The organism is Microbacterium sp. cf046 (assembly GCF_900114345.1).
Lineage (GTDB): Bacteria > Actinomycetota > Actinomycetes > Actinomycetales > Microbacteriaceae > Microbacterium.
In genome coordinates this window covers 96,096-108,395 of sequence record NZ_FOZJ01000003.1, presented here as the reverse complement: position 1 = coordinate 108,395, position 12,300 = coordinate 96,096, and the positions used below count along the sequence as shown (strand labels likewise).

At 67.6% G+C, this 12,300-nt stretch carries 12 protein-coding genes; 3 read left to right on the top strand and 9 right to left on the bottom strand.

The genetic code is table 11. The features are described 5' to 3' along the window. Positions 1 to 60: 60 nt before the first annotated feature. The 5 genes from menC to BM349_RS13080 all read right to left on the bottom strand — a co-directional run bounded on the left by menC (position 61) and on the right by BM349_RS13080 (position 3,773). On the bottom strand, positions 61 to 1,194 hold the full coding sequence (menC, locus tag BM349_RS13095) for an o-succinylbenzoate synthase (protein ID WP_091707381.1): 1,134 nt from the start codon (positions 1,192 to 1,194) through the stop codon (positions 61 to 63). A gap of 145 nt (positions 1,195 to 1,339) precedes the next feature. Further along, positions 1,340 to 1,480 (bottom strand): hypothetical protein, encoded by a 141-nt coding sequence (locus BM349_RS18800; RefSeq protein ID WP_175525301.1) that lies wholly within the window; start codon positions 1,478 to 1,480, stop codon positions 1,340 to 1,342. 101 nt (positions 1,481 to 1,581) lie between these two features. Then, a complete protein-coding gene (locus BM349_RS13090; RefSeq protein WP_091707380.1) occupies positions 1,582 to 1,977 on the bottom strand; it encodes a hypothetical protein in 396 nt (131 codons plus the stop codon). A gap of 25 nt (positions 1,978 to 2,002) precedes the next feature. After that, the gene (locus BM349_RS13085) at positions 2,003 to 2,908 is read right to left on the bottom strand and encodes a cyclase family protein (protein ID WP_091707379.1); all 906 of its coding nucleotides are present in this window, start codon (positions 2,906 to 2,908) and stop codon (positions 2,003 to 2,005) included. A gap of 151 nt (positions 2,909 to 3,059) precedes the next feature. Then, positions 3,060 to 3,773 (bottom strand): GNAT family N-acetyltransferase, encoded by a 714-nt coding sequence (locus BM349_RS13080; protein WP_091707378.1) that lies wholly within the window; start codon positions 3,771 to 3,773, stop codon positions 3,060 to 3,062. Positions 3,774 to 3,944: 171 nt separating this feature from the next. On the opposite strand from BM349_RS13080, the gene BM349_RS13075 reads away from it, so the two are divergent. The 3 genes from BM349_RS13075 to BM349_RS13060 all read left to right on the top strand — a co-directional run bounded on the left by BM349_RS13075 (position 3,945) and on the right by BM349_RS13060 (position 7,939). Continuing rightward, positions 3,945 to 5,348: an MFS transporter gene (locus tag BM349_RS13075; protein WP_091707377.1), complete on the top strand. Its 1,404-nt coding sequence runs from the start codon at positions 3,945 to 3,947 to the stop codon at positions 5,346 to 5,348. A 68-nt stretch (positions 5,349 to 5,416) separates the two neighbouring features. Beyond that, positions 5,417 to 6,259, top strand: coding sequence for a hypothetical protein (locus BM349_RS13070; RefSeq protein ID WP_091707376.1), 843 nt, complete (start codon positions 5,417 to 5,419; stop codon positions 6,257 to 6,259). Between the two features lie 282 nt (positions 6,260 to 6,541). After that, positions 6,542 to 7,939, top strand: a complete 1,398-nt coding sequence (locus BM349_RS13060) for a recombinase family protein (protein WP_091707374.1) — start codon at positions 6,542 to 6,544, stop codon at positions 7,937 to 7,939. A 171-nt stretch (positions 7,940 to 8,110) separates the two neighbouring features. Here BM349_RS13060 and BM349_RS13050 read toward each other — a convergent pair whose 3' ends face one another. From BM349_RS13050 to BM349_RS13035, 4 genes are all read right to left on the bottom strand, one after another. After that, positions 8,111 to 8,887, bottom strand: coding sequence for a rolling circle replication-associated protein (locus BM349_RS13050; RefSeq protein ID WP_254773893.1), 777 nt, complete (start codon positions 8,885 to 8,887; stop codon positions 8,111 to 8,113). A 332-nt stretch (positions 8,888 to 9,219) separates the two neighbouring features. Beyond that, a complete protein-coding gene (locus tag BM349_RS13045) occupies positions 9,220 to 9,867 on the bottom strand; it encodes a DUF3226 domain-containing protein (RefSeq protein WP_091707372.1) in 648 nt (215 codons plus the stop codon). Then, on the bottom strand, positions 9,864 to 10,952 hold the full coding sequence (locus BM349_RS13040; RefSeq protein WP_175525300.1) for an AAA family ATPase: 1,089 nt from the start codon (positions 10,950 to 10,952) through the stop codon (positions 9,864 to 9,866). The genes BM349_RS13045 and BM349_RS13040 overlap by 4 nt, the downstream gene beginning before the upstream one ends. Then, a complete protein-coding gene (locus BM349_RS13035; protein ID WP_091707370.1) occupies positions 10,897 to 12,270 on the bottom strand; it encodes an HNH endonuclease signature motif containing protein in 1,374 nt (457 codons plus the stop codon). Before BM349_RS13035 ends, BM349_RS13040 begins: the two co-directional genes overlap by 56 nt. Positions 12,271 to 12,300 lie beyond the last annotated feature (30 nt).

Here is a 12,300-nt window from a genome sequence, read left to right as displayed (position 1 = left end):
CGGCGTGGCGTGAAGATCGCCGCGGCGACTGACTGGATCGCGAACGCACGGCGCTTCCCGCTACCGCCGCACGGTCTCGAGCAGGACGGTGAAGTCATCGAGCGCGACGGGGTCGATCTCGACGCCGATCCCCGGTCCGGTCGGTACGCGGACGTGCCCGTCTTCGAGCACCGCGGGCTCGGTCACGATGTCGCGGACGTAGAAGCGGTTCGACCCCGATACGTCGCCCGGCAGCGTGAAGCCCGGCAGCGCCGCCAGCGCCGCGTTCGCGGCCCGGCCGATCCCCGTCTCGACCATGCCGCCGCACCACACCGGAATGCCCTCGCCCTCGCAGAGATCGTGGATGCGGACAGCCTCGAGGTACCCGCCGATGCGGCCCGCCTTGATGTTGATGATGGACGCCGCACCCAGCGCGAGTGCGTCCACGGCCGCCTTCTCCGACACGATCGATTCGTCGAGGCACACCGGCGTCTTCAGGCGTCGCGCAAGTGTCGCGTGGTCGACGAGGTCGTCCTCCTGCAGCGGCTGCTCGATCAGGAGGAGGTCGAACCGGTCCAGCTCCGCGAGGGTGTCGATGTCGGCGAGCGTGTAGGCCGAGTTCGCATCGACCTGCAGCGGGATGCCGCCGAATGCGTGTCTGACCGCAGCAGTGTCGGCGATGTCGCGCCCGGGCTTGATCTTGATCTTGATGCGGACGTATCCCTCGTCGAGGTAGCCGCGGACCGCATCGACCATGGCCGCGGGATCGCGCTGGATGCCGACGCTCACGCCGCTGGGGACGCGGTCGTGCACTGCGCCGAGGTATTCGCCGAGCGGTCGGCCCTGCGCGCGCAGCGCCGCGTCGAGCACGGCGAGCTCGAGTCCGGCCTTCGCCATGCGGTGGCCGACGAACGGGGTGAGCACCTCGGCCACCGCCTCCGGGGCGAGGGTGTGGCGATCGAGCAGTGCCGGCATGAGCCAGCGCATCGCGACATCCCACGCGCCCTGGGTGTACTCGCTCGAGTACAGCGGCGACGCGCCGGTGACGATCTCGCCCCAGCCGTCGCCGTCTGCGGTCAGGGCCCGGGCGATGATCACCTCGCGGACCGTCTCCGTGCCGAACGACGTCGTGAAGGGTGAGACGAGCGGGATCTGCAGCACGCGGAGCTCGAAACCCTCGAGCGTGACGGGTGCCGCCGGGCGGGCGATTGGCATGCGTTCAGGGTAGCCCCGCGCGCAGGGGAGCCCGAGGACGCAGGATGCGGATTCAGGGCGCGAACGCTGCGCGGGTCACTGAGCGAACGCGGCGGCCGGGGTCAATGCGCGAACGCTGCGCGGGTCAGCGCGCGGTCGCTGCCGGTCAGTACGCGAGCGCCGCGTCCCGCCCCACGGGGACGAACGTGGAGCGTGCGCGGCGCGGACGCTGCCGGCGCGGGGTGCTGGTCCGCTGCTGCGGGGCGCGGTGGATCACGGATGCGACCCGGTCGAGGTATGCACGCATGATGATCTCCTGGCTGTCGTGCTCGCGTCCTCCGACGCGACGTCACCTGCAAGGAGTCCGGGATTCCCGCTCAGATACATGCCGTCGCGCTGCGTGCGCGCTCAGCCGTACGGCGAGGAACCCGATTCACCGGGGCGGCGGGGGCGCAGCGTCGGCGGCGAGGGCCAGGGCAGTTCGAACCGTTCCACCGGCGCGTCGATCGCGCCGAAGTCGTCGGTCTGCACGACCACGCGGCCGGCTTCGCCCACGCGGCCGGGAGTGACCTCGACGAGCCGGACGCCAAGCGGGTCGGTGTCGTCGCCCTCCAGCATCCAGATCTCGGCGAGCCAGGACAGGCCCCGCGACTCGAGGGTCTCCTCGGCGTCGAGCCACTCGCCGGGGCCGGATGCCGGATGCCCGAGCAGATCGACCGGCACCCACTGCTCGCCGTCCGGGCGGATCCAGCCCACGAGCTCGCCGTCGTCGCGGCGGTGCGGGGTCCAGTCGGCGGGGATCACGCCGACAAGGCTACCGACCGCCGGATCAGAGCTCGGCGAACGCACGCACCGGGAAGGTTCCGAATCCTTCGACTGCGGGCGGAGCCGCGGTGAAGCGAGCGCCGCGGGGCGGGAGGTCTGCGAGCCGGGTCAGGTGCTCCACGACATGCACACTCGCGGCGAGCAGCAGCGAGTGCGCGGGCCGCTCGCCACCCGACTCCGCGTCGTCGATGTTGAGCGAGTCGATGCCGACGAGCACCGCACCCGCCTCGATGAGCCACTGCGCGCCTTCGCGCGTCAGGAAGGGCGCGCCGTGGCCGTACTCCGGCGCGCCGAACCAGCGGTCCCATCCGGTGTGCAGCAGCACCGCCGCACCGCGCACGTCCCGATCGGCGAGCACATCGGGACGGATGCCGCGGCTGGTGGCGTCCCACGCGTCCTCGAGGTGGAAGACCTCGGCGCGCAGCCCGACGAGGGTGGACAGGTCGAGACCTGCCAGATCCGGTCCTTCGGCGTAGCGGTGGAACGGGCTGTCGAGGTAGGTGCCCGTGTTGCCGATCATGGTGAGGATGTCCATGGCGAACTCGGTGCCGGGGGCGTACTTCGCGCGTGAGTCCTCGCGCGTGAGGTGCGGCGTGATCGTCGGCGCGGGCAGGCCGGGGTAGGTGATCAGTCCGGCGCGGATCGGGTGACTGAGGTCGATCACGCGGCGGTCGCCCGAGGTGGCGGCATCCACCCCCCGACTGCCGCGATGCGGCTCCTCCACGATCTCGAGACCGGTGATCGCGACGGAGCCGACCAGCGTGAGTCCGAGGTGGCCGACGAGCAGCAACTCGAGGTCGCGCTGGGAGATGTCGGCCGATGGCACGTCGAGGCGGAAGGCCTCGCCGGTCAGGCCGCCGCCGTTGGCGAAGCGGATGTCGAAGTCGAAGTGGGCGCGGTAGTCGGGCATGGGCGCCAGCCTAGGAGCCCCGGACCCGCCGGCTCGGCCATCCCTCGGATGATTCCCGCCGAACCCACGCGCTCGCCGCCAGCCCACATGGTCATGTGCCCCGGGGCGCGTGGGTTCGCGGGGAGGATGTGGGTTCGCGAGGAGTGAGTGGTCACGGCCGGACGAACAGGTACCCGCGGTCGTCGTCGAAGCCGCCGACCACGAGTCCTTCGGCGAGCCGGGCGAGGAACTCTTCGCGCACGCGGATGCGCCAGGCTGCGGCATCCGTCGGCGATTCGCGCCTGATGCTCTCGATGTCGTGCGGAATCGCGACCGAGGCGACCACCTCGTCATCAGCCGGAGTCGGAGCCGGCGGGGCGGCGAGCGCCCACGTGACCATGAGTCGGTCGGTCTCGTCGCCGCGGTTGACGCCGTCGTCCATCGGCCCGTAGTGATCGACGAGGTATTCGGTGACCCGAGTTCCGAGCACGCGGAGGTTGAAGTGGGCGTTGCGGGCCACGAGCGGATCGAAGGTCCACGTGATGTGGCCCACGTCGCGGGCGAACGCCCAGTCGCGCTGGTGCCGCTTCAGCACGCGGCCGAGGCCGTGGCTCTGCAGGCCCGGCAGCACCCCGGTGATGTGGGAGTGCATCGAGCGCGCGGCAGGCGGGGCGAAGAAGGCGATGGATGCTCCGACCATGCGGTCGTCCTCGTACAGCCCGACGACGTAGTTGCCGGCATGCGCGAGCGCGCGCATGAGGTTCGGCGGCAGGGCGTCGTTGTCGCCCACCCAGACTTCACGCAGGACGGCGGCCGCTTCGTGGATCTGCTCGATCGTCTCCAGCGGGCGGATCTCGATGCGGCTCTCGGAGGCGGGTGCGGCCATGCGACCACGCTACTCGCGCGAGCCGCGGAAGGGGTTCTGTCAGAGCCACCCTCACCCGCTCTGCGCGCCGATCCATCTGGGGCTCCGCCCCAGACCCCTGCCCCGCTGACGCGGCACTAGCCTCGAAGGATGGGATCACGGGACGAGGACGCACGAAAACGCCTCACCCGGATGCCGAGCCAGGGCGCGATCATCGCCGTGCTGGCGACCGCCGGCCTGTGCTCGTCGTTCATGTTCACGCTCATGGTGCCGATCCAGTCGAAGCTGCCCGAGCTGCTGAACGCGAGCCGCGAAGACACCGCGTGGGTGGTCACCTCCACGCTGCTCGCAGCGGCGGTGATCACGCCGATCTCGGGCCGGCTAGGCGACATGTACGGCAAACGCCGCATCGTGCTGGTGCTGGTCGCAGTCATGGTCGTCGGCTCGGTCATCGCGGCGCTCTCGCCCGGGATCATCGGGATCATCGTGGGGCGCACGCTGCAGGGGGCGATCGTGGGCGTCGTGCCGCTCGGCATCTCGATCATGCGCGACGTGCTGCACGAGGACCGTGTGGATTCGGCGATCGCCTTCATGAGCGCGACGCTCGGCGTGGGCGGCGCACTCGGGCTGCCTATCAGCGCGCTGGTCACGGAGCGCAGCGACTGGCATGTGCTGTTCTGGATGGCCGCGGCGCTTGGCGTCGTGGTGTTCGGTCTCGTGCTCTGGATCGTCCCGGTGAGCGTCCTTCGCACGGCCGGTCGCTTCGACTACGTCGGCGCGATCGGGCTGGCGATCGGGTTGATCGGCATCCTGCTCGCGATCTCCCGTGGCAACGAGTGGGGCTGGGGATCACCTCCGGTGCTCGCATTCGGGCTCGGCGGACTCGTCGTGCTGCTGCTGTGGGGCTGGTTCGAGCTGCGCATCCCCGAGCCCCTCCTGGATCTCCGGGTCGCCGCGCGGCCCGCGGTGCTGCTGACCAACATCGCCTCGATCGCGATGGGGTTCTCGCTGTTCGCGTCGAACGTCGTCTATCCGCAGATGCTCGAACTGCCGGTCGCGACCGGTGCCGGCTTCGGCCTGTCACTGCTGGCCGCGAGCCTGATCGTCATGCCGTCGGGGCTGGTCATGATGGTGCTCTCCCCCGTCGCCGGGCGCATCGCGAGCCGCACCGGCCCCAAGCTCCTGCTGCTGCTCGGTGCGATCTCGCTGATCGCCGCGTACGGGTTCACGCTGCTGTTCTCATCCGAGGTGTGGCACATCCTCGTCGCGAACATCCTCATCGGAGCCGGCATCGGCTTCGGCTACGCCTCGATGCCGATGCTCATCATGCGGTCGGTTCCGCAGAGCGAGACGGGTGCGTCGAACGGGCTGAACGCGCTGTTCCGCTCGCTCGGCACCAGCACCGCGGCCGCCGTGATCGGCGCAGTGCTGGCGACCTACTCGGTGACGTACGAGGGCCTCCAGGTGCCGACCACGACCGGCTTCACGCTCTCGCTGATCCTCGGTGGGGCTGCCGCGCTCATCGCGCTCGTCGTGGCGCTGTTCATTCCGGCGAAGCGGGCACCGCAGGAGCTGCATCCGTCGCTGCCGGAGTAGACCGACAGCGGGGAGGGTCGCCGCAGTAGGGTTCGTGTGGGCCGTCGGACGTGGCGAAACGGGGTCGGATGCCGCTGATCATCGTGTGCGTCGTCCTGCTCGCCCTTGCCATGACCGCGGTCGTGCTCTGGGGAGGCGAGCGTCTGGTCGCGCCCGAGTCGCCGGCCTCGGCATCCGGCGGCCGACGCCATCTGGAGGGGCTCAGGTACTACCTCTGGTGGGCGACGGTGTTCGTCGTGATCGGGACCGCGACGGGCGTGTTCGTGACCGGGGCGGGCGGGCGGCTCGTGATGCGACTGCTCGCCGTCACATCGCCCGACGCGACCGGCCGACTCACCGAGGCGCAGGCGATCGTCGGCGACATCACGCCGATGGGCACGCTGGCGTACCTGATCTTCGGAGCGCTGCCGTTCGCGTTCGCGTCGGCTGCGCTCTATCTGCTGGTCGCACCGTGGCTCCCGCGTGGGCGGCTCGGGGGTCCGACATTCGGTGTGGTCCTCCTGGTCACGGTGTCGCCGTTCATCGACCCGCTCCGAGTCGACAACATCGACTTCGACCGCGTCGGGCCGGGCTGGCTGTCGGTCCTTCTGTTCTCCGCGCTGGCCGTGCTTCAGGGCGCCGCTCTCGCCGCTCTCGCGGCGCGGCTGAGCCGGAGCCTGCCGCTCATGAGTCGCCGGAACTGGCCGGCCACCGGTGCGCTGCTGCTGCCCGCGGTGGTGCTGTTCCCGATCGGCGTCGTGGTCGCGTTCGGGGCGCTGGTGACGGCGGTCTTCCCGCGCCTGCTTCCATGGTTCCTGGCGCTTGTGGGCTTCCGCGGCGGAGTCATCGTCGGGCGGGTTCTGCTCATCGTGGCGGTGCTGGCCGCGCTGCCGGCCTTCGTGGTCGCGGTGGTGTCGATCTGGAACCGGTGAGACGGCAGCGAGAACCGGCGGGTTCGCGTTGCGCCAGGCTAGCCCTCGACCTGCATGAGACCTAGGACCGCGTCGGGTCACGTTCGGAGCACCATCGCATCGCGTCTGCGCGTCGGCGACTTCGTCGCCGGTCGCCACCTCGCGCTCGCGTCCCACCAGGAGGGGCCTCGCACATACGGGATGCCGTCGACCATCCGTATCCGCCACCCGCCTGAGTCGATCGTGCGGTGATGGAACCAGCAGAGGAGGACGCCGTTGCTCACACGTTCGTAATATGACCGTATGAACACACCCCGCTCAGCGGCGATCTATGCGCGGATCTCTTCGGACCCTACCGGCCAGGCTCTTGGTGTGCAGCGGCAGCTGGAGGACTGTCGGAAGCTTGCCGCGGAGCGCGGCTGGCAGGTAGGCGCGGAGTACGTCGATAACGACGTGTCCGCCTACTCAGGCAAGAAGCGACCCGAGTACACGCGCATGATGGCCGATATCCGGGACGGATTGAGGGATGCCGTTGTCGTGTACAACATGGACCGGCTCACGCGCCGTCCGATTGAGCTCGAGGAGTTCGCGGCGACATGCGAGGCGGCGGGTGTGCGCCAGGTTGCGACCGTGACGGCGGACGTAGACCTAGGAAACGATGACGGATTGTTCATGGCGCGGATCTTCGCAGCGTTCGCGGCGAAGGAGTCGGGCCGGAAGTCCGAGCGGCTGCGGCGGAAAGCACGTCAGAACGCGGAGCTTGGCCAGCCGGGCGGCGGCGCGAACCGACCGTTCGGGTACGAGGCAGACAAGATCACGGTGAACCCGGTGGAGGCGGAGATCATCCGCGAGATCGCGGGCCGATACATCGCCGGTGAATCGGCGCGCTCGATCGCCGCCAAGCTTGCGGAGCGCGAGATCCCGACCTCGAGCGGGTCCGCGTGGCGTTCGACGACTGTTCGCGGGATCTTGCGCGCGCCCAGGATCGCGGGGCTACGGTCTCACCACGGTGTGGCGGTCGCGACCGCCGTGTGGAAGCCGATCATCACGCTCGAGCAGCATCAGCAGATCTTGAGTGTGTCCGCGACCAAGCAGGCAGCGGGGCGGAGAGCGCCGCGCCGCTACCTCTTGTCGGGGATGCTGCGGTGCGGCAAATGCCAAGGACGCCTGTACTCATCGGCGCGCGGTGCGGAGCGCCGGTACGTTTGCATGTCGGGAGCCGACCACCGCGGATGCGGCGGAGTAACCGTCACGGCCCCGCCGGTCGAGGAGTTGCTTACTGCCGCCGTGCTGTTCCGACTTGATACACCCGACATGGAGGCGGTGCTCACGGATCAGCGTGACGACGATGCGGAGCACGGCGAGTTGTCCAGCAAGCGCGACAAGCTGCAAGCGCGCATGAAGGATCTCAGCGAGATGTTCGCCGCGGGTGAGATCTCGCGGATGGAGTGGAAGGCCGCACGCGACCCCCTCGAGCACCAGATCACCGCGACCGAACAGCAGCTCGCCCGAGTGTCGGGCTCGAGCACGCTTGAGCAGATCGTCGGCCAGGGTGCGGCGCTGCGAGACGCGTGGGCGGGTATGAATCTGGAACGTCAGCACGCGATCATGAGGGCGGTCGTGGACTACGCGACGATCATGCCCGCGACGCGACTGGGTCGATTCGATCCCGACCGGGTTATCCCGGAGTGGGTGCTGTAGGGGCCGCCGCCCGGCGGACGCCCCGGCGGGGCCCCGCCGCCGGCTCGCCGGCCCCTATCAGCGCCCGCACCTGCGATAAGAGGTTCGGATCCGACACGAACACAGGCACGCCCTGAGCCTCACACGACCGCACCACCCACGCGGCGAGAGCCGAAGGATCCAGAGCGCCCATCACCGCCCCCACTGCGCCCAGACCGTCTGCGGTCCCTGCCAATCCGCGGACTCGGACGAGTCCCAGATCACGGCAGGCGCAGCGTGCAGGTGTTCCGACGCTTGATTTAGCACGTCACCGCGACTGGTGCCGGTGAAGCGGATCTCGGCGGGTTGGAACCCCTCGGCGACGTCGTACCGGTGCGCCCCGAGTTCCCGGACGACAGAGTCACCGAAAGACTTCGAGACGTACTTCGCAAGGTAGCCACCCGCGATACGAGCCTCAGTGAGCGAGGTCGAGCCCACCGGCAGGTTGCTCAGCAGCTTGATCGACACGAACCCGTGCGGCCACGCCGCCTCGATCGTGCCGCGCTTAATGAAGCGACCGACAGCGAAATGCGCGTGCAGCCCGTGGTCGGTGTTGTGCCACTCGGGAACCCACGCATACGGGAGAGGGTTGCCGCCGAGCCGACCCCGGAGATCCCGGAAGAACTGCCCAAGGTGCTCACGGATCAGCGCCTCGTCACGGTTGCCGTCGCCACGGTAGGTGAGCGTCCCCAGACGATTCAGGACGTTCGCGGCGCAATACCGCCGCAGGCGCGTGCGCGCACGACGAGCCGCCTCTGATGCGGCGCGGTCCGGGTCCGCCGCCTCACCCCGCGCAACGTACTCGGGAACACGCCGAACGGATGCGCGGAAGGAGCCGCCACCCTCTGCTGCAGCGGGGACGAGTGTGAATGACCACCCCGCGTCCAGCCGGGTGAGCGGTGCGAGATACGAAGGATCCTGAGGAGCCACGTTTGACCTGTTCTGAGGGCATGCCGACAAGGGCGGCCCAACAGGTCATGTAGTTTCGCGCGATTGTTTCCAGACACCGGCCGATGGTGCCGCGCAGCCCTCCCAAGCAAGGGCTTCCTCAGATTTTGTTCGCACTCGCTAGGACTTGGGTACGGTTTCCATCAAACGCGAGTTCTCGATCAGTAAAGCAGAATGATCAGCAGTCAGTCAACAGATGCGGCGTATTGCTCAGCGCCAACCTTCGATGCTGCCGCGGAATCGCTCCGCGATTCCTTGCCACCGCCAGGCGTGGGGAGTCCCGAGTTATGTTGCAGATTCAAGTCAAGCAGCGGCTACGCCGCCAGGTCCTTAAGGAACTGCTGGAAGCTGGAGAATACTTCGTGCTCTCGGGGGATCACGGTTTGCTTTTGCACGGCGACCGGTATCGACTTCACATGGTCGCGCTGCCCCGCGAAATATGCTTGCACAACGCCCTTAACACGATTCTTCGGCGGTTCATACTGATCGGCCACATCACCGATGTAGCTCTGTGCGAGTGCGAGCCGCCCCTCGTCAAAACTGCCTATCAGCAACTCCTCGAGCGCCCCGGTTGCAGTACCATCGGGCATTACAAAGAACCCCGATTTCACGCCGGAGCCAACTATCTCGCCGTGCTTGGCGGGGGCTGATAACCCGGCCCTCTTGAGCATGGAAGATGCCTTCGTGGCCACCGACGCCGCACTGGTGTCGGCGTCGAGCACGATGCCGATGGCACGGCCGACATCGTCGAATTGATCGCTGTCTAGGGCAAGCGTGATGAAGTCGACCCAATCCGTGCTGTTCCCAGTCATGAAGTGGACATGCCATTCCAGGCCGTCCGAGAACCTCATGATCTGCTGCACCGCGAACGCTTGGTCGTCGGGGCCCTCAACGAGGAGCAGTAATGCGCGATCAAAGACGATCGTCGGCTCCAGGATCGACGGCGTCTGTTTTACCGTCATCGAAGGTCCACATTCACGTCGAGGGCCGTGCTCAGCTTGCTGCCTCTATACGTCGCGACGCGGGTTTCGCCCATCACTTCTTCGGAACGGCGAAGACGGTAGACCACCAAGTCACTCTCGCTCGCGATGGAGTCTTGCGCTGCCGTGAGGAGTTCCTGGCTGTGCGTCGTCGCGATGATCTGCACATTTTGAGTACGTGCTGCTCGGCTGAGCGTCTTCCACATCGGGCCCAGCACAGTGTGGTGCACGCCATTGCCAATTTCGTCAATGAGGAGCACGCCATCGCGCGCATTTGACATCGCAACGAGATACTGCGCAACTGTGTTTGGCCCGTCGCCAAGAAGCTCGAATGGCACGAGCGTGCCACCGACTCGTGCGTGCAACTTTGGCCGCCCATTGGAAACGAGAATCTCCAGCGCTGCGATCCTCGGGTCGAGATCGTTGAGTGCCTCTACCAAGAAGGCCTCCACACCTCGTTTCCTCATATCGGAGAAGCCAGTGGCGAGGTCGGCCCCTGTGGTTCCAGGTTTGATCAATGCCGCAGCGAACAACGGCTCGTTGACTGGAGGATCGATGGTCAATTGCACGCCAACCTCGCCAGATTGCGGACCCGCTGACGGAGTTTGGAGAATGGCTTCCTGGTGATAGCGGACGGCATCTTTCGCCGGGCTCCGAACAGTTATCTCGATCGAACTACTTGGCGGTCGGTTACCGCCTCCGAGCCTTCGACCGAAAGAGCTGTGCCGGAGCTCGTTGACGTTCTCGCTGAGTTCGACCCCGAAGGAGCCACGAGCGGTCACTGCCCGGAGCTCGATGGCCTGGGCCATGTTGAACTGATAGAACAACCCGACCCAAGGGTTCTCGCCGTCCGCACCAAAGGAGAAGTCTTCCTGATGGCGCATCGCCCGAATCGTCTGTATCGAGAACAGTCCCGCTAGCGGGCCGCACGCATGCATAAAGATTGCTTCGAGGACACTGGTCTTCCCGGCATCGTTCAGCCCGGTGAGAAGGTTTATGTCCCCAAACTTCTCAAGCGATAGCTTGCGATGGCCACGGAAGTTCCGAATTTCGATCGATCGGTACACAACCACAGACTATGGGGGTAACGCGGCGGCGAGGCTGCGTATTCTTAGGGTCGTATTGCCAACTTGCCCCGTTGTCCGTATGGGTTTGCCCTCCACGTGAATGCTCTTGGACGTGATGGATCTCGCACCACTGCGGCGGCACGTCGCATCCAGGGATGATGCATCCGCCGTCCCGGATGGTGATGCCGCGGCGCTGATGGTGATTGAACACACGGTCGAGCGTCGTGATCGACACCATGCGACCATTCGCGCTCGAAACGACCCGTTGCACCGCACCCGCGCACGCGATCTGACGGGCGGCTGCGAGCGAAATGGGCTCGGCATCGCCCGGGAGGTGAGCGTGCCCGCGGCCCGTCGCGAGATCCTCCTCGCGCACCGACACAACGAGAGTGGGCGGCGCACCGCCGAGGGTCGGCAGAGCGCCGGATGCCGCAGCGGCCGCGAGCAGCGCGGCGAGTGCGTCGTGCTGCTTCTGTCCGTACGTGCGCGGATCCGCCACGTGCTCGACCGGTTCGTCACGATCGACGCGCTCGATTTCTGTGAAGCAGGGACCCACGACGTCGTCGACCTTCGGATTGAGAACGCTGTCGAACCCGAGCCGCAGCTGGGCGGCCACCTCCGGCAGCAGATTGCCGCGCAGCGGGACGAGCCCGTCCGCGCCGCGACGTCCGATCGTCACGCCCCGCTTGCGCAGCGCTCGCGCCTCGGCGGGCTCTGCGCCGTCCTGGTCAAGATAGGCCGCCCACACCTGCGCGATTGCCCGAAGCTCGTCGGCCGAGGCGGGTGGCGCGGCGTCCTGCCCGTCTCCCCGCGCGGCCGCCGCCAGCTCCTCATCGGCCGCAAGGAGTCCGGCGCGCCCTGCCATGCATCCGCGAAATGCGCCGGTCACCGCGGTCATCCCGTCGATGCCGACGTCACCGCCGCGAAGGGCCTCCCGCATGCGCGGGAACTCCGCCGGCAGCACCTCACCCGATGAGATCGCCATGCGCCGCCCAATGGCCTCGGCCGTCGCGACCACATCCGATGCTGTGCGACTCGAGACCCGCGTCGCGCGCTGAACGAGCTCCACGTGACTGCGGCATCCGTGCCGAGTTGTGAGCCGGTCTGGATGCGCAAGATGGTCATCTCGGTCCAGCATGTGCGCGACCACTTCGCCCAAGATCGCTTCCGCGTGACGCCGGACCCGCCCAGCCTCCGCGAGGGCCGCGAGCAGCTCGTCATCGTCGCAGGATCTCAGCCCATCGTCGTCGAATGCTGCTGCGACCGCGCGAGCAAGCGCGTCACCGAGGTTCTCGAGGGAGTCGGTGAGGTTCGCCATGCCGCCATTCTGGCGAGGGCCTCCGACATT